Origin of the sequence: Vagococcus bubulae, assembly GCF_003950315.1 — a bacterium.
In the GTDB taxonomy this organism is placed as follows: Bacteria; Bacillota; Bacilli; order Lactobacillales; family Vagococcaceae; genus Vagococcus; species Vagococcus bubulae.
In genome coordinates this window covers 17,657-40,826 of record NZ_NGJT01000018.1, presented here as the reverse complement: position 1 = coordinate 40,826, position 23,170 = coordinate 17,657, and the positions used below count along the sequence as shown (strand labels likewise).

General features: G+C 32.2%; 20 protein-coding genes. 7 read left to right on the top strand and 13 right to left on the bottom strand.

What is annotated here, in order from left to right:
• On the top strand, positions 1 to 617 hold a 617-nt coding region (locus CBF36_RS09270), incomplete at its 5' end, for a transposase (RefSeq protein ID WP_165865446.1).
• Positions 618 to 706: 89 nt separating this feature from the next.
• Here CBF36_RS09270 and CBF36_RS12535 read toward each other — a convergent pair.
• The 3 genes from CBF36_RS12535 to mreC all read right to left on the bottom strand — a co-directional run bounded on the left by CBF36_RS12535 (position 707) and on the right by mreC (position 3,526).
• Positions 707 to 1,981 carry a C40 family peptidase gene (locus tag CBF36_RS12535; RefSeq protein WP_125958179.1) on the bottom strand — a complete coding sequence of 425 codons (1,275 nt, stop codon included), beginning with the start codon at positions 1,979 to 1,981 and terminating at the stop codon, positions 707 to 709.
• A 157-nt stretch (positions 1,982 to 2,138) separates the two neighbouring features.
• Positions 2,139 to 2,657, bottom strand: a complete 519-nt coding sequence (mreD, locus tag CBF36_RS09260) for a rod shape-determining protein MreD (protein ID WP_125958178.1) — start codon at positions 2,655 to 2,657, stop codon at positions 2,139 to 2,141.
• Complete coding sequence (gene mreC, locus CBF36_RS09255) at positions 2,657 to 3,526, bottom strand: rod shape-determining protein MreC (protein WP_125958177.1); 870 nt, start codon at positions 3,524 to 3,526, stop codon at positions 2,657 to 2,659. Before mreC ends, mreD begins: the two co-directional genes overlap by 1 nt.
• A 175-nt stretch (positions 3,527 to 3,701) precedes the next feature.
• Here mreC and CBF36_RS09250 point away from each other — a divergent pair, with 175 nt between their 5' ends.
• A complete protein-coding gene (locus CBF36_RS09250; RefSeq protein WP_125958176.1) occupies positions 3,702 to 4,352 on the top strand; it encodes a hypothetical protein in 651 nt (216 codons plus the stop codon).
• A gap of 45 nt (positions 4,353 to 4,397) precedes the next feature.
• Here CBF36_RS09250 and adhE read toward each other — a convergent pair whose 3' ends face one another.
• On the bottom strand, positions 4,398 to 6,998 hold the full coding sequence (adhE, locus tag CBF36_RS09245; RefSeq protein WP_416340700.1) for a bifunctional acetaldehyde-CoA/alcohol dehydrogenase: 2,601 nt from the start codon (positions 6,996 to 6,998) through the stop codon (positions 4,398 to 4,400).
• 298 nt (positions 6,999 to 7,296) lie between these two features.
• On the opposite strand from adhE, the gene CBF36_RS09240 reads away from it, so the two are divergent.
• From CBF36_RS09240 to CBF36_RS09220, 5 genes are all read left to right on the top strand, one after another.
• Positions 7,297 to 8,025, top strand: a complete 729-nt coding sequence (locus CBF36_RS09240; protein WP_125958175.1) for a polyphosphate polymerase domain-containing protein — start codon at positions 7,297 to 7,299, stop codon at positions 8,023 to 8,025.
• Positions 8,015 to 8,692 carry a DUF4956 domain-containing protein gene (locus tag CBF36_RS09235; RefSeq protein ID WP_125958174.1) on the top strand — a complete coding sequence of 226 codons (678 nt, stop codon included), beginning with the start codon at positions 8,015 to 8,017 and terminating at the stop codon, positions 8,690 to 8,692. The genes CBF36_RS09240 and CBF36_RS09235 overlap by 11 nt, the downstream gene beginning before the upstream one ends.
• Before the next feature lie 21 nt (positions 8,693 to 8,713).
• Complete coding sequence (locus CBF36_RS09230; protein ID WP_125958173.1) at positions 8,714 to 10,564, top strand: carbohydrate-binding domain-containing protein; 1,851 nt, start codon at positions 8,714 to 8,716, stop codon at positions 10,562 to 10,564.
• Between the two features lie 100 nt (positions 10,565 to 10,664).
• Positions 10,665 to 11,348: a response regulator transcription factor gene (locus CBF36_RS09225; RefSeq protein ID WP_125958172.1), complete on the top strand. Its 684-nt coding sequence runs from the start codon at positions 10,665 to 10,667 to the stop codon at positions 11,346 to 11,348.
• On the top strand, positions 11,345 to 12,652 hold the full coding sequence (locus tag CBF36_RS09220) for a sensor histidine kinase (protein WP_125958171.1): 1,308 nt from the start codon (positions 11,345 to 11,347) through the stop codon (positions 12,650 to 12,652). Before CBF36_RS09225 ends, CBF36_RS09220 begins: the two co-directional genes overlap by 4 nt.
• A gap of 34 nt (positions 12,653 to 12,686) precedes the next feature.
• On the opposite strand, the gene CBF36_RS09215 is transcribed toward CBF36_RS09220, so the two are convergent.
• The 9 genes from CBF36_RS09215 to CBF36_RS09175 form a co-directional block, all read right to left on the bottom strand.
• Positions 12,687 to 13,190, bottom strand: coding sequence for a PTS sugar transporter subunit IIA (locus CBF36_RS09215; protein ID WP_125958170.1), 504 nt, complete (start codon positions 13,188 to 13,190; stop codon positions 12,687 to 12,689).
• A gap of 13 nt (positions 13,191 to 13,203) precedes the next feature.
• Positions 13,204 to 13,653 carry a hypothetical protein gene (locus tag CBF36_RS09210; RefSeq protein WP_125958169.1) on the bottom strand — a complete coding sequence of 150 codons (450 nt, stop codon included), beginning with the start codon at positions 13,651 to 13,653 and terminating at the stop codon, positions 13,204 to 13,206.
• Positions 13,628 to 14,422: a MurR/RpiR family transcriptional regulator gene (locus CBF36_RS09205; RefSeq protein ID WP_125958168.1), complete on the bottom strand. Its 795-nt coding sequence runs from the start codon at positions 14,420 to 14,422 to the stop codon at positions 13,628 to 13,630. Before CBF36_RS09205 ends, CBF36_RS09210 begins: the two co-directional genes overlap by 26 nt.
• 106 nt (positions 14,423 to 14,528) lie before the next feature.
• Positions 14,529 to 15,860 carry a 6-phospho-alpha-glucosidase gene (locus CBF36_RS09200; protein ID WP_125958167.1) on the bottom strand — a complete coding sequence of 444 codons (1,332 nt, stop codon included), beginning with the start codon at positions 15,858 to 15,860 and terminating at the stop codon, positions 14,529 to 14,531.
• Positions 15,861 to 15,897: 37 nt separating this feature from the next.
• Entirely contained in the window at positions 15,898 to 17,475 is a 1,578-nt protein-coding gene (locus tag CBF36_RS09195; RefSeq protein WP_125958166.1) for an alpha-glucoside-specific PTS transporter subunit IIBC, read from the bottom strand.
• Positions 17,476 to 17,875: 400 nt separating this feature from the next.
• Entirely contained in the window at positions 17,876 to 19,186 is a 1,311-nt protein-coding gene (gene melA / locus CBF36_RS09190) for an alpha-glucosidase/alpha-galactosidase (RefSeq protein ID WP_125958165.1), read from the bottom strand.
• A 12-nt stretch (positions 19,187 to 19,198) separates the two neighbouring features.
• Positions 19,199 to 21,400, bottom strand: a complete 2,202-nt coding sequence (locus tag CBF36_RS09185; protein ID WP_125958164.1) for an alpha-galactosidase — start codon at positions 21,398 to 21,400, stop codon at positions 19,199 to 19,201.
• Between the two features lie 18 nt (positions 21,401 to 21,418).
• Positions 21,419 to 22,246: a carbohydrate ABC transporter permease gene (locus tag CBF36_RS09180; RefSeq protein WP_125958163.1), complete on the bottom strand. Its 828-nt coding sequence runs from the start codon at positions 22,244 to 22,246 to the stop codon at positions 21,419 to 21,421.
• 11 nt (positions 22,247 to 22,257) lie between these two features.
• Positions 22,258 to 23,151, bottom strand: coding sequence for a carbohydrate ABC transporter permease (locus tag CBF36_RS09175; RefSeq protein WP_125958162.1), 894 nt, complete (start codon positions 23,149 to 23,151; stop codon positions 22,258 to 22,260).
• Positions 23,152 to 23,170: the final 19 nt, after the last annotated feature.

Below are 23,170 nucleotides of genomic sequence, written 5' to 3'. Positions count from 1 at the left end.
ATGCTGCCTATTTTCAATTAACTAAAAAAGTGTTTCCTACTGCGGGTGTTATCATTGATCGATTCCATGTTATAAAGCATCTAAACACTGCTTTTAATGAATTTAGAGTACGAGAAATGAAAGTATTAATTAGTGAGAATAAAAAATCAGAAGCGAATAAACTAAAAACAAATTGGAAATTTATTTTAAAAAATCAACTAACTATTTCTATTTCTGAATTCAAAACATGGAGAAGTTTTCCTTCTCCTAAATATCCACTTTTAACAGAATCAATGATGATTAATCGACTACTTTCATTCTCTCCAAATCTAAAAGAAGCCTACGATAGCTTCCAATTACTAACGTATCATTTTAGAAATAAAGAGGCTGATTCATTTTTTGAACTGTTGAAAAACTTACCTAATAGCTTAGATAGGTTATTTAAAGATAAATTAGAAAACTTACTTGCATATGAAACTGGTATTCGCAATGCCCTTCTTTATGATTTTTCCAATGGAAAAATTGAAGCTAAGAATACTCATATAAAAACCCTTAAAAGAGTATCATACGGATTCAAATCATTCAGCAACATGAGAATAAGAATTTTCTTGATAAACGGTCTTATAAAAATTAACTAACTAAAAAAGATGATAAATCTGAGATTACTCTCAAATTCATCATCTTATAGATTTAACTCATCAGTCCTATTTGACAAAGAGCCATTAAATTAGTTAACTCTTACACCAAAATCTGGTGAATAATATGACATACTTGTCACTTTAACTGATTCTCCTGGTTGTGGTGCGTGAATGTATTGTCCACCACCTACATATATACCTACATGATACGTTGAACCTCTAGAACCCCAGAATACTAAATCTCCTGGTTGTAATTCACCTAATGAAATTTGTGTTCCAGCACTTTCTTGTGGGACAGTCCATCCACCAATTTCTTTTCCTGCTGCTTGACGGAATACATAAGACGTAAATCCTGAACAGTCAAATGATTCAGGTCCTTTAGCTCCCCAAACATATGGTTTTCCAATATGTTTGTACGCTTCAGACACGATAGCATTACCATTTGCAGCTGGTGCTGCAGGAGTTGGTGCTGGTGTAGGAGTCGTTGCAACAGGCGTACTTTGTTCAGGTGTATTTGGTGTTACTGTTTCTTCTGGTTTTGTTTCAGTTGGTTTTGTTGTATTAATATCATTCGGTGTCACAACTGTTTCTTGTTTATCAATTTTTCCAGAATTATCAGTATTTACCTGTTCATTTTTAGCAGCTTGATTGGCAACTTCAACTGCTTTACGTTGTTCTTCACGTTTTGCTTCTGCAGCCTTTTGTTCAGCTAAATATTGATTTTTTTTACTTTCTTCTGTTGCTTTTTCAGCAGAAATTTGACTAATTGCCGCTTGTTGAGCAAGCTCTTGATCCTCTAATTCACCTTTTTTAGCTTCCAAAGTGATAGCTGTTTCTTGAACTTCTTTTGCTTTTTCTTCAACTGATGATTTTTTAGATTCAACAGCGTCTTTATCTTCTTTTTGTTGTTTCATCATATCATTGTTAGCACCTACTAAACGACTAGCTGCCATAACCTTTGTCAAAGCATCTGAAACAGAGTCTGCGTTTAATACTAAATCAACAACATTTGAGCTATTTGAATCTACCTGTACTGATCTTGCTTGTTCTTTAATTGATGCATCACGTTTAGCAATACGTGCTTCTAAGTCTTGAACTTCTCCATTTAGACTAGAAATTTCTTTTGTTAATTCAGCTTGTTTTGATTGTAAAGCTGATGCTTCTTCCTTAATTGATGAAATATTTTCTTTTATACTTGATAATTGATTCGTTGCTTCTTGTTCTTTAGAAGCCAATTCTTTAATTTTTTTATTTTGTTCTTCTACTTTTGAGTCTGTGTTAGCTGCAGTAGCAACTGCTGGTGCACCCACAGTACTTAATAACATACTACTTAATAAAACCGTCGATAATACTTTCTTCTTCAAAGCTAGCCATCCTCCATTTTTTCATTTCACATTTATTTTTATTTGATTAAGTTTTTATTCATTTTTTTAAATTTACGTTAACTTTAACAATAATCAAATTCTAACATAGATACATGTCACTTTGATGATAGGAATGTTACAAAAACATTTCAAATAATCATTTATTTTTATAAATTCCATATATCTTTGATAGGGGGATTACTAATAGACATATATACAGAATATTAATCAATAGAGAAGGTGCTAAATTTCGTGTAAAAAAATCCAAAAAATTAGCATTGGTTAGCTTAAAGACACTCAGTAAAACAGCTCTACCTATTGACATTAAGGTCACAAAAACAATGAAACTTAATATAAGAGTTAAAGTATTTGGTTCGACGTATTCAAAGAGTCTATACATTAAAAAAACAAGAATAGGCAAAAGTATTAAATTAATACCTAAAACATTGTAAAAATAAGAATCATATAGTAACCCAATAACTGTTGCACAAATCATTAAATAGGTTTGACTTACTTTAAACGTTGAAAACATTAAAATCAGTAAAACTAAATGACTAGTAAACGTCATAGGAATAGATAACATCCCCATCATCGCACTACTCACATGTCCATCAACTAGCATAGCAACAAATAACAACACTGGTAAATAGTATGGATAATATGAATTTTTTTCCATTATTCCACCTCTTGATTTCCAGCAAGGCGTTTAATTACTGTTACACTTGACACATCGTACATATCAGCAACTGGGGTTACTAATACTTCAGCATTAAGTCCTGTTTTATTTTTCTTAACTTCTTTAACTTCACCAACGACAAGACCTTCAGGAGAATTATTTCCTAAACCAGAAGTCGACACTAAATCTCCTTTTTTAATATTATCAACACTCGTCAATTGAGATACAACTAAAGTATGTGTTTTACTATTATAACCTTCCATTAATCCATATGCTGATTTATCATCTTTTGTCTGAATCATCACAGGAAAATGATTGGTATTTTGATTTTGAGTGGTTAATAATTCTACCTTTGCACTACTAGATTCAGCAATAATCACTCGACCAATTAGCCCTTTATCACCCATTACCGCCATATTAACTTCTATGCCATCTTTTGTTCCTTTATCAATAATTAAAACATCTTGCCAACTATCTGGTGACCGATTAATGACACTGGCATTAATCACATCATAATCAGTTAATGTATCATTCAATTTTAATTGCTCTTTCAATTTTCTTGTTTCAGCCTTTTGACTTGCCAACTCAGCTTCTAAAGAAACACTTTTATCAATTTGTTTTTTTAATTCTTCATTTTCTGTATAGGTATTAAATAAATTATTAATACTCTTTACTCCGCTTTCAAGCATTCTAAAAGGAGCTTTCACTACATAGTCCACTTTTGCAATCACATTATTCGTTTGCGACTGACCTGGTAAACTTTTTTTATTATTATCTCGTTGCATCGCACTAAATGTCACTAATAAAATAATAACAATCACAACAGTGATCGCTATAATGATATTTCGACTCGAATTATTTTTTCTCACTATTTCACCCCGTAATATCTTATAATCTAAAAAACATACATCCTTGATTTTACCATTATTCTTCAATATAAACCACATAACTACCTATTTGTTTTCAAAATTTTAATAAACTAATTTACTATTATCAGACTCTTTAGACTATAATAAGATTATCAACTCATCAGGAGGGTGTATTATGACAATCAATGGTAATTATTGGTACCTTTCCGAACATTTAATTAACGTTGTATTACCTGTTATCTTATTTATAGTAGCTATCATTCTATTTATTTTATTTGGTATCATCTCTTCAACTACAAATGCTAAAAAAATTTATAAAATAATTGGACTAGTTCTTATTATTACTACTATATGTATTTCCACTATTTTTTTAATAACAAAGGATTATCGTAAACTCATTTCTTTTGAAACAAATGCTAATCGAAAAATAAAAATGGCTGTTTTACATTATCAAACACGACCTAACGATTCCTCAAATCGGGCCTCATTATACGATGTAGATAAAACATTAAATCTTCCATTTTATAAAAAAGATGTCTCAACAGAAAAAAATAGCATAAAATATCTTGGAAAAAATGACGTGTTTTATTATTTTACAGATGATAAGGATATCTATCAATTGGATATATCCAGTGACCTAATTCAGTTTAAACCTGTCCATCAGGTAGCTGTTACCAAAGAATACGCTGTTTTAACTGATGCCTCTTTTACATCTGTTGGCTTCAAAGAAAAAATTGGACCAGGTATATCCTCTATTATTGTTCCCATAGCTAAAGAAAATGTGACCTATCAACCTAAAACAAAAACTTATGATTTATTAAAATAAAAGGTCGCCCCAACGTTTGGGACGACCTTTTTTAACATGATTCTTTTAGTTACCTTCGTAAGAATCAATAATAATTTGTTTTAATTCACTAATTAATGGTTCTTTAGGGTTAGCAGTTGTACATTGATCTTCGTAAGCAAGTTCTGCCATACGATCAACCGTGTCATCTAATGTTTTTTTGCTTAATCCTTGAGCTGATAAGTTCATATCGATTCCAACACGTTTTCCTAAATCATCAACAGCTTTAGCTAAAGATTCTACTAATTCTTCTGTTGTATTTCCTTTAAGTCCTAAGAAACGAGCGATGTCTGCATAATCTGTATCTGCTCTAAAGTAATCATATTTAGGGAACAATGCATGTTTTGAAGGATCTTTTGCATTGTAACGAATAATATGTGGTAAAAGAATTGCATTAGTACGTCCATGAGGAATACCATATTCTCCACCAATTTTATGAGCGATTGAGTGACAAATACCCAAGAACGCATTGGCAAACGCCATACCAGCCATTGTAGAAGCATTATGCATTTTTTCACGGTTTTCTAAATTAGGGTTTTTAACTGAGTCTTCTAAGTTTTCAAAGACTAATTTAATAGCTTGTAAACTTAAACCTCTAGTGTAATCACTTGCCATAACAGAAACATATGATTCAATTGCATGCGTTAATACGTCCATACCAGTATCAGCTGTAACAGAAGCAGGAACACTCATAACAAATTGTGGGTCAATGATTGCCACATCTGGAGTTAAAGCATAGTCTGCTAATGGGTATTTCACGTGAGTTTCACTGTCAGTAATAACCGCAAATGGTGTTACTTCTGCACCAGTACCTGATGTTGTTGGGATAGCAACCATTTTAGCTTTTCTAGCTTCAGGAATTTTGTAAGCACGTTTACGAATATCTAAGAATTTTTGTTTAGCGCCAAAGAATTCTGTTTCTGGATGTTCGTAGAATAACCACATACCTTTAGCCGCATCAATAGCAGAACCACCACCGATAGCAATAACTGTATCAGGTTGGAATTTCATCATTTGTTCTGTACCAGCGTAAACTGTATCTGTTGAAGGGTTAGGTTCAACGTCAGAGAACATTTCGAATTTCACTTTGTTTTGACGTTTCATTAATTCGTCAATGACTTTTTGAGCGTATCCAAATTCAACCATACCAGGGTCACACACGATGAATACACGTTCAACGTCTTTCATTTTTTGTAAATATTGAATAGAGTTTAATTCAAAGTAGATTTTTTCAGGTAATTTAAACCATTGCATGTTATTTCTCCGTTTCGTTAAAGTTTTAGTGTTAATCAAATTAACTGCTGAAACGTTTTTAGATACTGAGTTTTTACCATAAGATCCACAACCTAATGTTAATGATGGAATCATTTCGTTGTAGATATCACCAATACCACCTTGAGCCGCTGGAGAGTTAATTAAAATACGACAAGCATTCATTCTTAAACCAAAGGCTAATTGTAAGTCTTCATCTTCAGAATGTAGAACAGCTGTATGTCCTTCACCATTAAGTTTTAACATTTTTTCACATAATTCTAAACCATGTTCAGTATTGTTAGCTTTAAACATTGCTAATACTGGAGATAATTTTTCACGTGATAATGGGTAATCTGGACCAGCATCTTCTAATTCAGCTACTAAAATTTTAGTTCCTTCCGGTACTTTAATTCCTGCATCTTTAGCAATAGATACTGCTGAGTGTCCTACAATTTTAGGGTTAACAGCTGTTTTTGTTTCATTCATCACTGCTTTTTCTAATTTTTCTAATTCGTTTGGTTTAACAAAGTATACTTGATGTGCTTCAAATTCTTTTTTCACTGCATCATAGATTTCTTTATCAACAATCACACCTTGCTCTGACGCACAAATCATCCCATTATCAAATGATTTAGATGTAATTAAGTCGTTTACCGCACGTTTAATTTTAGCTGTTTTTTCAACATAAGCTGGTGTATTACCAGGACCTACACCAAGTGCAGGTTTTCCAGTTGAGTAAGCTGCTTTAACCATTCCAGAACCACCAGTTGCAAGAACAATCGCCACACCTTCATGATTCATTAATGTATTAGTCGCTTCAATAGATGGCGTATCAATCCATTGAATACAGTTTTCAGGAGCGCCAGCTTTTACTGCTGCATCTCTTACAACTTTTGCCGCTGCTGCAGATGATTTTTGAGCGCTTGGATGGAAAGCAAAGATAATTGGGTTACGAGTTTTAATCGCAATCATTGATTTAAAAATAGTTGTTGATGTTGGATTAGTTGTTGGTGTTACCCCACATACAACTCCGACTGGGTCAGCAATTTCAATGATTTGTTTTTGTTCATCTTCATTAATCACGCCAACTGTTTTATCATTTTTGATGTTGTTCCAAATACTTTCAGAAGCAAACATATTTTTGATGGCTTTATCTTCATAAATACCACGGCCAGTTTCTTCTACCGCTAATTTAGCTAAAGGCATATGCTCGTTTAAAGCTGCCATTGCCATTTGGTGAACGATATGATCCACTTTTTCTTGATCAAAAGTTTTCATTTCTTTTAATGCTTCTTGTGCATTAGCTACCAAATGATCAATTGTTTCTGTTACTGATTGTTCTTTCACTTCTGCTTTTTTATTTTTATCTTTCAAAGTAATACCCTCCTGAATTTAATTCGTTATGTATTTCACAAATATAATATACAACATTTACTTAACCTTGTAAATACTTTTATGTGATTTTTTTCACTTTAATAAAATGAATACGTTTTCCTTAATAAATCCTTTAAAAATAACTATTTTAGTTAATTTTATCATTATAAAAAATAATAAAAATCCTTAATACCCACTAACTTGTGTTTTTAATCACTATTGTTTTTTTACCTTAAGCTCTGTTTAAGTTTAATATCTTAAACTACATTCAGACATTATTTAAAGGAGTCGATTAACAATGAAAGCAAAGAAAGAATTTAAAAGAAAAGAACATAAATACATGATTGATAAAAATTTATATGATCAATTCATAACTGATTTAAAAAAACACATGTCTATTGATAAGTATGGATTACATACGATTATGTCTCTTTATTATGATACTGATGATTTTCTACTAATTAGACGTTCGATGGAAAAACCTACCTATAAAGAAAAATTACGCGTTAGAAGTTATCAAACTCCTAGCAAAGATACCATTGTATTTCTAGAATTAAAGAAAAAAATCCAAGGAACAGTTTATAAAAGACGCATTGAGTTACCGTATAAAGACTACCTAAGATTCGAAACTACAAAAACACTATCCCAAAATACAGAACAAATACAAACTTACCGCGAAATTGATTGGGTGTATAAACGCTATAAAACGCTAAAGCCTAGAGTTCTAATCGCATATGATCGCCTTTCTTTTTTTACACCTGAAGATTCAGATTTCCGAGTAACCTTTGATCATAATATTCGCTTTAGAACCCATGACCTTTCTCTTAATAATGGAAGTTATGGAAAACTCGTAGCTCCAGAAGCAGGTGTATTAATGGAAGTTAAAGTGTTAGGTGCCTATCCTTTATGGTTTGTTGACTTACTTAATAAATACCATTTAAGAAAGACAAGTTTTTCAAAATACTCACAAACTTACACTCGTTATATCCATAAACATAATATTGAGGTGATGACACATGTTAGCTAGTATTTTTCCAGATGGCAGTTCCACTATTGAATTAACTCAATTACTATTATGTACCTTAACATCAATTGGTTTAGGTATTATTGTTTCCTATATTCATACAGTCAATAATATATATACTAAAAATTTTATCGTCACGTTGGCCGTTCTCCCTGTTTTAGTTCAATCCGTTATCATGCTGGTAAATGGAAACCTTGGAACTGGAATGGCCGTTGTAGGAGCATTTAGTTTGGTACGGTTTCGTTCTGTGGCAGGTGGGTCACGAGAAATTACTAGTATTTTTTGGTCAATGGGAATCGGGTTGGCAACAGGAATGGGATTTATCGTATACGCTATTATCTTCTCTCTTTTTGTCACCATTATTTTAATGATTCTGTATCTATCACCCTTTGGTAGTAAGCAGAAATTAACAGAAAGAGAATTAAAAATTACCATCTCAGAAGATTTAGATTATCCCAATTTATTCCAAGATATTTTTGATTCTTATGTCACAAGTCAACAACTTGATTCTGTTCGAACAACTACTATGGGGAGTCTTTATGAACTTAGATATCACTTAGTTCTAAAAGAAGGGACCAATGAAAAAGAATTATTAGACGCTATCCGAGTAAGAAATGGCAATCTTCCGGTTGTGCTTGGTCGATGTAAAACTCATAATGACACATTATAACCACAGAAAGGAGATTTTTTTATGAAAAAAGCACACCTATTTATGTTATTAATAAGCCCTATTATGCTATTAACTGCTTGTCAAAGCTCACAAACTAACTCCACCACAACTTCCAAAGCCAGTACATCGTCATCCTCTACTAAAATTGAGACAGATACATCTGGCTTACTGGGTTCATACTCAGAGTCAGATTTAGATGACAGTTATGATGAGAGCTCTGCAACTAGTATTGCTTTAAGTGATAATGTCAAAATCTCTGGTGAAGGCGCAAGTACTGATGGGAAAGTCGTGACCATCACAAAAGGTGGCACATACATCATTGAGGGAGAATTAAGTAATGGACAGCTCATAGTCAATGTCGATAAAACAGAGAAAGTTCACTTAGTTCTCAACAATACCACAATAAAAAATGATAATGGTCCTGCTATTTTAGTTGAGCAAACGGATAAAGCCATTATCACTCTTGCCAAAGATTCTAAAAATACCGTATCTGACGGCAATGACTATAATTTATCCGAAGGTGAAACAGAACCTGATGCTGCTATTTTTAGTAAAGATGATTTGACAATTAATGGTGAGGGATCCCTCAATGTTGAAGCAAATTATAGCAATGGCATTCGTAGTAAAGATGACTTAACACTTATTTCAGGAAACTACACTATTAACGCTAAAAACAATGCCTTAAAAGGGAAAGATTCTGTTTCAATTAAAGATGGAACATATCATCTAACAACTAAAGAAGGGGATGGCATTCAAGCCAATAATTCAACGGAAGAAGATAAAGGATTTATCGTAATAGACAATGGTGATTTCACGATTGACAGTGGTCGTGATGGCATTCAGGCAGAAACTGCTCTTTCTATCCAACAAGCAACTTTTACAATCAAAACAGGTGGTGGATATAACACAAAACAATTTGACACAAATGAAAGTTATAAAGGACTTAAAGCAAGCAAGATAACGCTACTTAGTGGGTCATATACCCTTGACACATTAGATGATGCCATACATAGTAATGACTCGTTAACGATTAAAAACGGTGATTATACCCTTGATACAGGAGATGATGGGATTCACGCAGATAATAGTTTAACAATTGACAATGGCAATATAACGATAAATCATAGTTATGAAGGTATTGAGTCTAGTGTCATTAAACTAAATGGTGGGAATCTACTCATTACAGCATCAGATGATGGCATTAACGCTGGTGGTAGCAGTGAAGATGACGGAACAGGACAATTTGGTGCTGACTCATTTGGTAAAGGTGGAACCCCTCCTGGACAAGCAGATGATAGTAAATCTCTCGAAATTACTGGTGGTACAATTACGGTTAATGCATCTGGTGATGGTTTAGATAGCAACGGTTCTATCACTATGTCTGGAGGTACGGTTCTTGTGTATGGTCCAACTGATGGTGGTAACGGGGCTCTTGATTATGATGGGACATTTAATTTAACTGGTGGAACACTTATTACAACTGGTACATCGGATATGGCGATGAATGTCAGTGATGATAGTACACAAGCAAGTGTCGGTATTTATTTTAATACAACTCAATCAGCTAATACTTTATACAGCTTAACCAATAATGAAGGCAAATCTCTAGTAACCTTTAAATCAAAGAAAGAATTCCAACACTTACTTATTTCTAGTCCAGATTTAACTAACTCTGAAACATATACATTACTAACAGGTGGAACAACAGCTGAAAAAGACGAAAATGGTTTATATCAATCTGGTACTAAAACAAATGGCCAAATACTTAGTACCATTAAGTTTGATGGGACAAATATATTAAATGTTGATCAAGATGGAAATACTGTTCAAGGTGGCATAGGAATGTCAGGCGGTATGGGCGGACCAAGATAGTATAATAAAACTAACCAGTTAAACATATAACTGGTTAGTTATTATTTGTTTTTTTTGTGTATTTAAGGTACAAAAGAAGTGAACATAAAGGAGTGAAACCATGATAAACATATTAGTTATAGAAGACGAAAAAGAAATATCACAACATATTCGAGATATTTTAGTAGAACTAGGAAATGTCACCCAAGTATATGACGGTGATGAGGCTCTTTATGAAGTGGAGTCTGGCGAGTATGATTTTGTTGTTCTTGATTTAATGCTTCCAAATATGGATGGCTTGTCTATTTTAAAAAAATTAAGAAATGACAAAAATAATATTCCTATTTTAATTCTAACCGCTAAAGATAGTCTTGAAAATAAACTTGAAGGATTTGAAGTTGGTGCAGATGATTATTTAACTAAACCATTTCACCGTGAAGAATTACTTATGAGAAGTAAGGCTATTTTAAAGCGAACATTTGAGTTGTACGAAGATAATACGCTTAATTATGGCGATTTAACATGCCTTTTATTGCAAAGAGAAGTGAAATATAAAGAGGATATTTTACCGATACAAGGAAAAGAATATGATTTGCTCGTTTATCTTTTACAGAATAAAGGGATTATTTTAACCAAAGAGCAAATTTTTAATCGTATTTGGGGTTACGATTCTGATACCGCATTATCTGTTGTTGAGGTCTATATGAGTCATTTGAGAAAACACTTAAAAGAAACTAATCTAAACAAACAGCTCACAACGATACGTAATGTTGGTTATATCTTACAAAAAGAGGATTCGTTATGAAGTCAACAGCATCAAAAAAGCAACGTCTAAAATTTTTCCTTATTAACTGTGGTGCATTTGCTATCATCTTTTCTTTGTTATCTTTTATTACCATTCAAGTTATCCAATATTCTGCTTATACTGAAACTGATTCAACTTTAGAGCGAATGGCCAATAATCCACGTTTACTAGATAGAGAAATTGGTATGTTAAATACGGAAGGAAAAGATGGCCCTATTGGAACACCAAAATTTGATTTTGATGGACCAAATAAATTTAATACCGTCATTGTTCTTTGGGATAAAAATGGAAAAATTTTAAATGATTCTTCTGTTAATGACAAATTAGAAAATTTGGAAGAACCAGTATTTGATAAAAAAAATACCGATACTATTTCAACATTAGCTTTAAAAAACACAAATACAGACTCAAAATTTTCTTTTCGTAGCATTACCATCCCAACAAGTGAGAACAATCTAGACATTGCTTATATACAAGTATTAGTTAATATCAACCAAATTGATGAAGCTGTTAAACAGTCTCGTCTGATTATTTTGATTTGTATGTTTATTTTTTGGATTCTATCTTTAGTCATCAGTTACGGATTATCTGAATTCGCCATGAGACCTATACTAAAATCATGGAAAAAGCAACAAGAGTTTGTTGAAAATGCCTCTCACGAATTACGTACTCCTTTAACGATTATTCGTTTAAATTTAGAAAAATTATTTACACATCCAAATAACACCATCATTGATGAATCAGAACACATTGCTCAAGCACTCAATGAAGCTCAACGACTTACCAAATTAACAAGTGATTTACTTCTTTTAGCAAAAGGAGACTCAAATACATTGGTCCTTGATAAAGAAATCATTGACACAAATACCTTTATCCATAAGGTATTAGATCCTTTCCAATTATTGGCTGAGGAACAAGAAAAACAATTAATCTTTAAAGAAAATGATTCGTTTAATGCAAACATAGATGTAGCGAAACTTCATCAAGTGTTATTAATCCTCTTGGATAATGCCTTTAAATATACTAAAAGTGGTGACGATATCACGGTTACCTCCTCGCTTACTTCTAAAAAACAATGGGAAGTCTCCATTAAAAATTCTGGACCACATATTAACGAAGATAAATTAAGTCACATTTTCACTAGATTTTACCGTGAGGATGATTCGAGAAGTAAAGAAACGGGTGGAAATGGTTTGGGATTATCCATTGCTAAGCAAATTATTGAGGAACATGGGGGGAATATTCAAGCAAAAAATGTTTCTCCAACAGGTGTGATATTTACATTTAGACTACCAAATAAATGAAAAAAGATACCTCAACTTTGTTTTGAGGTATCTTTTATTGTCTCATTTTTCCAACTATATCTCCCTTAGAAACGTCAGTCTTTCCTAAAAATTCAAGTTGTTGATTCATCTCATTTAAATTGGTGAAAACAACAATAATATCTGATGATTTATTTTCAGTCTTCAACATATCTAAATCAACTAATGCTAATTTTGTATCTGAAGTAATCGTATCTCCTTCATTAACACATACCGTAAAAGGACGTCCATCTAAATCAACCGTATCTAATCCCATATGTACTAACCCTTCCACACCATTAGTAGTGATAAATCCAATAGCATGTTTTGTTGGAAAAACAGATGTCACAGTTCCCTCTATTGGAGAATAAATCTCTTTATCAAAAGGTTTAATAGCAAATCCGTCACCCATCATTTTTTCAGAAAAAACAGGGTCTTCTACTTCTGTAATGTTAATAAATGTTCCTGTAACAGGCGCACTCAATTCGACCGCTTCTTTTTCTTTTTTATTCTTTTTAAACCTATTAAACAATAGAATCATCCTTTCAAATCTATTACTTGTTAAACACATTAAAACTTATCAAACCCATCAATAATGATAAAAACAATATCAACCCCATGACAATTTTAGTTGATAAGGTTAATGACTCGTTCTCAGAAGAAGTATGTGACAATGAATAGAATGTTAACCCAGAAAGTATCACACCAACGATATTAAATGTCATTAATTGTTGGATCAAAGAAAATAAAATAAATTTTCCGAATAGACTTTTTCTACTAGCATCACGTTTATCTATTTTAACCAACATTAAGCCCATGACAAGCATCACACAACTTAATAAAAAGCCAACTGAAAACGTGGGAGTTGTGGTTAATAATTCTTGAAAACTAATATTTTGCTTCAAACAAGTTAACCCAGTATAAGTTAAAAAAAGTGCAGGAACTAAAAACCAATATCCCATCAATAATTTATAACATTTAGTTTGTTTTTTTATCATCATCATTATTTATGCTCCTCGTTTCTGTAACATAAACTCTCAATAAATAATCCAATATTAAATGTAGTGTGATAAAAGAAAGTGTGTTTTTATTGTCCACCACTTCAAATTTAGTTAGATTATAGAAAAAAGCATAATTTGAATGTTGTGAAATAAAATTAGAGCCATTCTGATTTTGAGTAAACGATACAATATCAATATTTCGAATATTTAAGTCCAATATCGTTTCCTTAATATCCTTTGTCTCCCCACTTAATGAAGAAATCATTAACACGTCTTGCGGTGTCATAATATTGGTCATTATTTCTAATTCCGTTTCATTTGGTATCAAAATGACTTTTTTTCCACAAGCAATCAACTGTTTTCCAAACTCTTCCATCGCTTTTCTTTGAGAGTATCCTGTACCATAACAATAAGTAATTTGACTTTTTTTTATTAACATTGATGCTTCTTTCATTTTATCAATGTCAATATTTCTTAACGTATTTTGAATATCTGCACTTTGACTTTTAAATAAATCGAACGTTGTTTTATTATTCATTTTCTTTTGTTTTATATCCTGACTTAGTGAGAATTTAAACTCAGAAAAACCAGAAAAACCTAACTTTTTCATTAATCGCACAATCGTTGACTTAGACACATATGTCGCTTCACTTAACTCTCCAATACTCATTTTAACGACTACTTCTTTATTAGAATTAATAAATGCCAACAACCCTTTTTCCAAATCACTAAATTCATCTTGATTAATATTTAATAAAATTTTTGCTAACAATGATAAAACAACCTCCCCTTAGGCATTAACTATAGTTAATTATACCTTAAAATGAGTTAATAATAAGGGAAGGTGTTAACAATTTATTAAATTAATTTATTCTGAATTATTTTAATTCTGGCCAGAAATCTTTATTTGCTTCAACTAACGCATCTAATAATTCTTTTGCCACACCAGCATTTGGTACAGTTTTTGATAATGTCAAAGCTTGCCATAATTTTTGATAAGATTTTTCAGCCCAAGCTTCAACAACTAATTTTTCCACAGCTACTTGTTGTTCCATTAAACCTTTTTGGAAACGTGGAATTTGACCTTGCACTAATGGTTCAGGTCCATTTACCCCTACAATACATGGTACTTCAACCATCGCTGTGTCATCAAAGTTAACTACTGCACCATTATTTTCAACAATTAAAAGCATTCTTTCATGTGTGTTGTACGCAATCGCACGAGCTAAGTCAACAATATAACTTGCATGTTCATCAATTTCTAGTGCTGTTCCTTCAGATGTTCCTTTTTCAACAATTTTCGCACATTCACCAAAGACGTGTTTTTCACGACCATCCATGACTTCATTTGCACGAGTATAGTCAGGATTTGCATGCTCTACTGCTTCTTGTGGATAGTAGTAATATTTCAAGTAAGTATTTGGTAACGTATCTGGATCAACTGCATACAAGTCTTTTGCTTTAGAGAATGTATCCATCCAGCTAGCATCTGTATGTTGTGACTCTTCTACTTCTTCTTTTAAAGAGTAGCCATACTGAGAAACATGTTGTTTGATTTGTGGCATCAAGTCATTTCCTTCTAAATCTCTGATGTCTGTCCACCAACCAAAATGATTTAATCCGTAATAACGTACTACCATTTCTTTTCTTGAATTTAGTCCAATTGATTTTGCCATTCGTTCTTCAATACCAACTGGCATGTCACAAATGTTAATAATTTTAGAGTTTGGACGTAATTTTCTCGTTGCTTCAGCTACAATGGCTGCAGGATTTGAGTAATTTAACATCCAAGCATCTGGTGAATATTTTTCCATATAATCAATTAATTCTAATACGCCACCAATTGAGCGCATGCCATAAGCGATTCCACCAGGCCCACATGTTTCTTGTCCAACTACTCCATATTTCAATGGGATTTTTTCATCTAATTCACGCATTGCATATAATCCGACACGGATATGTGCCATCACAAAATCTACATCAGTAAAGGCTTCTTTTGGATCTGTTGTTGCTAAAAACTTGATATCTGGAGCATTTTCTTTAATTAAAATCTCACACGCATCAGCAATTTGTCTTTGTCTGCTATCTAGATTATCGTAAAATTTAATTTGTCTGATTGGGAAACGATCCAAATTATTGAGTAACATTAATACAATCCCTGGTGTAAATGTACTTCCTCCACCTGCAATAACAATTGAAAATTTCTTCATAATAAAACTCTCCATTTCTATCATTTAATTTTTTTAGTTACATAATTTTTTCAAACTGTTCTCTCACTTGTGGGACATCCAATCCTACGATAACTTGGAAGGCTGTTCCATTTCGAACCACACCATGCGCTCCACCTGCTTTAAAAGCAGCATCAGGTTGCACTAAACTCTCATCTTTTACTGTAATTCTAAGCCGTGTTGCACAATTGTTTACTTTAGCTATATTTTCTGAGCCACCAAATGCTTCTAAGAAAATAATCGCACGATCAAGATATTGTGATTGTGTATCTGTTGCCCCTGTCCCTTTTGCTTGTTTCTCTTTGAAATCTTTTTTGCTATATAATTTAATATCTTGACTATCTGGTTCTCTACCAGGAGTCTCAAAATTAAATTTCAAAATTAAGAATCTAAAGACCACAAAGTAAATTAAAGTAAAGGCTAATCCAATAATTAACTGAGTAAAAATCATGCCTTTATGATTTGTAAATAGTGGAATCCAGTTTTTCGCTAATAAATCGATAAACCCTCCACCCATGTCACCTACAACACCAAAAGCAAACATTGTTGCTGACATCGTTGCGGCAAGTAGTGCATGTACTAAGAAAAGAACTGGTGCAATAAATAGGAATGTAAATTCTAGCGGCTCTGTAATTCCTGCAAGCACCGCTGTTAAAGTAGTTGGAATTAAAATAGCTAGTACTTTTTTCTTATTCTCTGGCTTAGCTGTAAAGTAAAACGCCGCAGCAATACCAGGAGAAGCAAAGATTTTAGAGTTTCCATGTAAGGCAAAACCACCTTCAGGGAATAATTTTTTCAATGGTTCTTTTGTTTGAGCAAATTCATTTAAATGAGCCATCCAATATTTTGTAATTCCCTCTTCTACGACGGCTGGTCCAAATACAAAAGGAGTATATATAAAGTGATGTAGTCCTGTTGGGATTAATATTCGCTCTAAGAACGTATAAAGCCAAACCCCAAATACTCCAGATGCTGCTAAGAACCCTTGCATTGAAGCAATCCCTAATTGTAACTTAGGCCAAATAACTGCGGTAATAAAAGCAATGGGTAGCATGACGAAAAATCCAATAATAACAACAAGTGATGATCCTTGAAACACTCCAAGGAAGTCTGGTAATTTAGTATCAAAGAAGCGGTCATGGATATAAACAACAATAGCTGAAATAATAATTGCTCCAACAATACCTGTATCTAGTGTTTTGATTCCTCCAATCAGTTTCAATCCACTATTACCACCTGCTTCCAAAGCAAAGTCTACATTAAAGAATGAACCAAAATATTTAATCATACCACTAACAAAATAATTAAATGTTGTATAGATAACAAAAGCTTCCATTGCTGCTCTGGCATTGGCTTTTTTTGCTAATCCGATTGCAAGACCTATAACGAATAATAATTCCATTTGATTAAATACTGTCCAAGCTCCATCTTCTATAATCGACCAAATGTTAAACCAAGTAGTCCCTTCAGTTGCAATGCTTCCTACAAGAAGTGGATTCTTACAGATAATACATAATGCAACCATGATTCCGGAAAATGAAAACAAAAGAACTGGTGTAAACATTGCGCCACCAAAGCGCTGAACTTTTTCCATCATATTTGGATACAACTCCTTTCAATTTATAATTAAATTATGCAAGAATCCAACAACTTAAGCAACCGTTTACAATGCTTAAAGAACAAGGTTCTTGTGATAAAACAAAGTGTCATAGCTTGACACTTTGTTTCATAAGATAAATATAAAAAATAGTAATCCTTAAATAAATGTTTACTCATCACAGTCCTTTTATAAAATTTACTCTAAAAATTTAAAAGAATTATATTAAAAATAAAAAAAGACAAACTAACTATTCTCAATTAAATAGCTAATTTGTCTACAATTTGATTAATATAATTAATTCATGTTCTATGATAATTATAACAGATATTTAATAATACAAAGGTTTATTGTAACTTGCTCACTTTAGTTTATATGATTGCACATACCATAAGACAACCTAATTATATTTAGGCAACATATCTCCATGAGCTTCAATCAGATCATCAACCAAATTATATATTTCTTCTAACGATAATTCAGATGATGTATGTGGATCTAACATCGCTGCTTGATAAATTTTTTGTTTATCCAATGTTATCGCTGCCTCTACTGTTAATTCTTGGACATTAATATTTGTTCTATTGAGGGCAGCTAGTTGTGTTGGTAAATCTCCAAAATATATTGGTTGAACTCCATTTTTATCAACTAAACAAGGAACTTCTACGCAACAATTTTTTGGTAAATTTGAAATTAATCCTGTATTCAGAACATTTCCAGCAATAGTTGTTGGTTTGCCAGTTACTATAGCATCCATAATATAAGAAGCATACTCTCTACTACGATAATGTGTTAACTCACCGTTATGAATAATATTATCTCTTTGCTCTTCCCAATCATTAATTTGCTTTTCACAACGTCTTAAATACTCATCTATAGGTATATTGTATTCTTCTATCAATTCAGGGTACTTACTTTTAATAAAATAAGGATGATATTCAGCATTATGTTCACTTGATTCTGTCACGTAATAACCAAAATATTTCATAAGTTCAAATCTAACAGAATCATCATGAGGACCTACCTTTTCGAGCGCTTTTTCTTTGATAAATGGATAGAAATCTTCCCCATTTTTTGTTATTTCTAACAACCATGCCATATGATTAATTCCTGCTATTTTCCATTGAAACTCTTCTAAATTATATTCATTATCTATACCTAAGTAACTAAATAACTCTGGTACACATACCTGTACGCTATGACATAATCCAACTGTTTTAACCTTTGTTTCCTTTAATATTGCCATGGTTAATATCGCCATAGGATTAGTATAGTTTAGTAGCCAAGCATTTGGACAGACTTCTTCCATTTCTCTTGCAAAATCTAACATAACTGGAATAGTTCTTAAACCTCTGAAAATGCCACCTATACCTAACGTATCCCCAATAGTCTGTTGTAGCCCATATTTTTTAGGTATTTCAAAATCAATAACAGTAGATGGTTCATATCCACCAACCTGAATAGCATTAATCACAAAATCGGCATCTCTTAATGATTCTTTTCTATCACTATACGTTGTTATTTTTGCTTTGTTATTATTCATATTTTTATTAATTGTTTTTAACATTAATTCTGATTCTCTTAAGCGTTTCTCGTCTATATCAAACAAGGCAATATCTGCATCACTAAGACTCTCAGTTAACATCGCATCGCCAAGAACATTCTTTGCAAAAATAGTACTACCTGCACCTATAAATGTAATTTTAACCATCTTGCTTCCTCCTTAGACCTTTTTTAAATATGTCAGACTACTTTCAAAATCCCCAAATGGTTTCTGATGAGATTTAGTTTGTACATAATATCCCATATTCATTAACTCATCGCCATTTACTATTTTACCATTAATATCTTGATATTTTGAATCCTCTTCAAGACCTGCTAAATATAAAAGATCCAGTGTCGGTGACGCTTCAGATAGTATATTACAATAAAATACTAGAGCTTCTGATTTATCCGTAGAAACAAACATCCAACTAGCTTTGTTCCTTTCAAAAGGTGATATCAATCGATAAAAAATTCCATATTGAATAAGCTCACGATATTTCTTATATTCTTGTATTTGTCTACGAATTATTTCTTTTTCCTTATTTGATAGCAACATCACATTCAATTCATAACCTAGTACACCTGACATAGCTACATCGCCTCTTGTCTTTAATGGAGTAATCCTTCCATTCTGATGATTTGGAGAAGCCGAAACATGAGCTGCCATTGATGAAATAGGATAAGCAAGACTCGTACCATACTGTATTTTTAATCGTTCTATAGCATCTGTATTATCGCTAGTCCAAGTTTGAGGCATATAATACAACATACCCAAATCATATCTGCCACCACCACCTGAACAACTTTCAAATAAAATATCAGGATATTTCTTCACTATCTTACTTAACAACTCATATAAACCTAGTACATATCTATGATTTGCTTCTTTTTGACGGTTTGGTGGTAAATCTAAAGAATACGTTTCTGAAAAATTCCTATTCATATCCCATTTTACATAAGAAATATTACCACTGTCTAAAACATCGCATAATGACTTATATAAATAATCTCTAACATCTTTTCTACCTAAATCCAATATTTTTTGATTTCTAGCTAAAGAGACTTCTTTATTTGAATTATGTATAGTCCAATCAGGATGACATCTATATAGCTCACTATTTGGCGATACCATTTCAGGTTCAAACCATAAACCAAAGTCCATACCTAAATCTCTAGCTTTTTTAGATAAATTAGAAAGACCATTTGGTAACTTCTCTAAGTTAACAAACCAATCACCTAAACTAGAGGTATCATCATTTCTTTGTCCAAACCAGCCATCATCTAAAACAAAACATTCTATACCAAGTTTACTACTTTCTTCCATTAGCTCTATTATTTTATTTTCATCAAAATCCATATATGTTGCTTCCCAATTATTTAATAAAATAGGGCGTTTTTTATTTTTATACGTCGATTGAACAATATTTCCATTAATAAACTCATGCAACGTCTGTGATAATGCATTTAATCCCTGAGTAGAAAAACTTAAAACTACTTCAGGAGTATAAAAAGTCTCATCAGGATTTAATTCCCATTCAAATGTCTCACTGTTTATCCCAGCTTGAATTCGCAATTGAGAATATGAATCTTTTTGTATAATCATTTCATGGTTTCCACTATAAACTAACGAGATTCCATAAACGTTTCCATAAAATTCTGTAGTTCCTTCATTACAAATGGCCATAAAAGGATTTTGATTGTGACTGCTAGTCCCTCTTACACTGCATAATCTCTTAATACCATCACTTATTTTTTCTCTGACAATTTGTCTCTCTCTTCCCCAAGTACCTGGTAATTGAATTAATTCCATACAAGATTCCGGAAAATCTAGACTGAAAGATTTTATATTATTAATCATAACGGATTCACTAGATTGATTAGTAACACTTGTCTTCCTAACAATAATATTTGATTCAGCATATATTGTGTAATATAAAGAAATAACAATTTCTGATGTATTATCTTTTAAATACACTATTAATGTCTCTGCTTCATTTTTATTGTCATGGCAATAAGGCATATTATCTAACCCTATTACCCCCTTCACTATTTCATGATTTAAATATCTAAACTGTGAGTTATAAGATCCATCTCTATATCTAATTTCAAATGCCGATGATCTATAATCGCCTTGATTTGCTCCAGGGTATTCTTGAAGAAGCGATGCCAAACTATAACCTAAATCATTATTATACGAAATATCTGGAGCAAAAGAACCTCTCGTCTTACTAGGATAATCTCTTCCACCTGAGTAATCTAAAACTTTTTTACCATAATATTTGTGAATTAAGTTACCTTCGTACAATTCAAATATATAACTTACTGTATCATTACTTAAGTGAAATATATTATTCTTACTATCAAATTTTATTAAATTCATTTTACTGGTTCCTCCAAATCAAAGTTTACCACCCGAAGTTGCAATTCCTTCGATAAATTTTTTCTGAAAAATAATAAATAAAAGAATCATCGGCCATATTGCCAACAGTGAACCTGCCATTAACTGTGGATAATGAGTCGTATATTGTCCTTGTAAATTAGCTAGTCCTGAGGATAAAGTCATTTTATCCATTGACATATTAACAACTAGCGGCCACATCAAATCCTTAAATGCAAACAATCCTGTAAAAATGGCTAATGCAATCAAACCTGATTTAGCTAATGGAAGCATTATTTTGAAAAAAGTTTGCCATACATTGCAACCATCCAATTTAGCAGCTTCTTCTAATTCATCTGGTAATCCTAAAAAGAATTGTCTCAGTAAAAACGTACCGAAAGCGCTGACAACACCTGGTAAAACTAAAGCAGGAACTGAGTTTAATAATCCCATATTCTGTACCAATAAATACTGAGGAACGATGAAAATTTGAGTAGGAATCATCATTTGTAGTAGTACTAATGAAAAAAATAAATTTCTTCCTGGAAATTCTAATCTAGCACATGCATATGCAGCCATTGCACTAAATAAAACTGATCCTATAACTCGAAACCCTATCATTAAAAATGTGTTAATATAAAATGAAATAAAAGGAAGCTTATTTAAGACAACCGAAAAATTATTCCATTGAAATGATTCAGGAAAAATACTAGGTGGTATTGCTACTGACTCTGCCAATGTTTTGCCTGAAGTTAAAACCATCCACACAAAAGGTAATACCATCAAAAGAGAACCTAAAATTAATATTATATGGATAATTAGCTTACGCTTTGTATTTATCTTTTTCATTTTATTCCCTCCTAATAATTTACCCATTTCTTTTGTATTTTTACTTGTATCATCGTTACAACCATAATAATTAATAATAATATCATTACAATTGCTGAACCATAGCTTTTGTCATTCATAATAAACGAGTGTTTATAAAATAGATATACTAGAGACTGAGTTTTTGGCAACGCTGGGTTAGTCTTATCAATCATCATAAAAATAAGGTCAAACACTTGTAAAGAATTAATCACAGTAGTCACTAACACAAAAAATAATGTTGGGGTTACAAGTGGTAAAGTTATTGAAAAAAATTGTTTTAATTTACTCGCTCCATCTATATCCGCAGACTCATAGTAATCTTTCGGTATTTCTTGTAATCCTGATAATAATAGAACCATATTATAACCAACAGTACTCCAAATCCCTACAATTGCAATCGCAATAATTGCTGTTTTAGGATCTGTTAACCAATTTGGTCCTGTAATACCTATCTTACTTAACAAATGATTAATAATTCCATAATCAGAATTAAATAACCATCTCCAAAGCATAGCCACAGCTGCTGGAGTGGCAACAACTGGTAAGAAAAATAGTGTTCTATATACTGAAATACCTTTAATTTTTTGATTCATTAACACAGCAGCCAACATCGAAAGCACAATGATAAATGGTACTGAAATCAGAGTATAAATCAATGTGTTAATCACCGCCTGCAATACTTCTTTATCTGCGATTAATCTTTCATAATTTGCTAATCCGGCCCATGTGGTTTTTCCAAAGCCACTGGACTTTTGAAAACTCAATACTAACGATTGTACTGCAGGTATAATATTAAGCACTAATAAGCCAATTAGGGTTGGCGCTATTAAAAGCCAACCCCACATAACTTGCTCTTTTTCATATTTTTTTCTCTTAAATTTCATACTGATCTTCCTTTATAGT

What these genes read in the sequence shown, in the direction of transcription:
- mreD (WP_125958178.1), bottom strand. Translation starts at nt 2,657, where the DNA reads ATGGAAAAAAATTCATATTATCCATACTATTTACCAGTGTTGTTATTT.
- CBF36_RS09250 (WP_125958176.1), top strand. Translation starts at nt 3,702, where the DNA reads ATGACAATCAATGGTAATTATTGGTACCTTTCCGAACATTTAATTAAC.
- CBF36_RS09240 (WP_125958175.1), top strand. Translation starts at nt 7,297, where the DNA reads ATGAAAGCAAAGAAAGAATTTAAAAGAAAAGAACATAAATACATGATT.
- CBF36_RS09235 (WP_125958174.1), top strand. Translation starts at nt 8,015, where the DNA reads ATGTTAGCTAGTATTTTTCCAGATGGCAGTTCCACTATTGAATTAACT.
- CBF36_RS09230 (WP_125958173.1), top strand. Translation starts at nt 8,714, where the DNA reads ATGAAAAAAGCACACCTATTTATGTTATTAATAAGCCCTATTATGCTA.
- CBF36_RS09225 (WP_125958172.1), top strand. Translation starts at nt 10,665, where the DNA reads ATGATAAACATATTAGTTATAGAAGACGAAAAAGAAATATCACAACAT.
- CBF36_RS09220 (WP_125958171.1), top strand. Translation starts at nt 11,345, where the DNA reads ATGAAGTCAACAGCATCAAAAAAGCAACGTCTAAAATTTTTCCTTATT.
- CBF36_RS09215 (WP_125958170.1), bottom strand. Translation starts at nt 13,190, where the DNA reads ATGATTCTATTGTTTAATAGGTTTAAAAAGAATAAAAAAGAAAAAGAA.
- CBF36_RS09210 (WP_125958169.1), bottom strand. Translation starts at nt 13,653, where the DNA reads ATGATGATGATAAAAAAACAAACTAAATGTTATAAATTATTGATGGGA.
- CBF36_RS09200 (WP_125958167.1), bottom strand. Translation starts at nt 15,860, where the DNA reads ATGAAGAAATTTTCAATTGTTATTGCAGGTGGAGGAAGTACATTTACA.
- CBF36_RS09195 (WP_125958166.1), bottom strand. Translation starts at nt 17,475, where the DNA reads ATGATGGAAAAAGTTCAGCGCTTTGGTGGCGCAATGTTTACACCAGTT.
- melA (WP_125958165.1), bottom strand. Translation starts at nt 19,186, where the DNA reads ATGGTTAAAATTACATTTATAGGTGCAGGTAGTACTATTTTTGCAAAG.
- CBF36_RS09185 (WP_125958164.1), bottom strand. Translation starts at nt 21,400, where the DNA reads ATGAATTTAATAAAATTTGATAGTAAGAATAATATATTTCACTTAAGT.
- CBF36_RS09180 (WP_125958163.1), bottom strand. Translation starts at nt 22,246, where the DNA reads ATGAAAAAGATAAATACAAAGCGTAAGCTAATTATCCATATAATATTA.
- CBF36_RS09175 (WP_125958162.1), bottom strand. Translation starts at nt 23,151, where the DNA reads ATGAAATTTAAGAGAAAAAAATATGAAAAAGAGCAAGTTATGTGGGGT.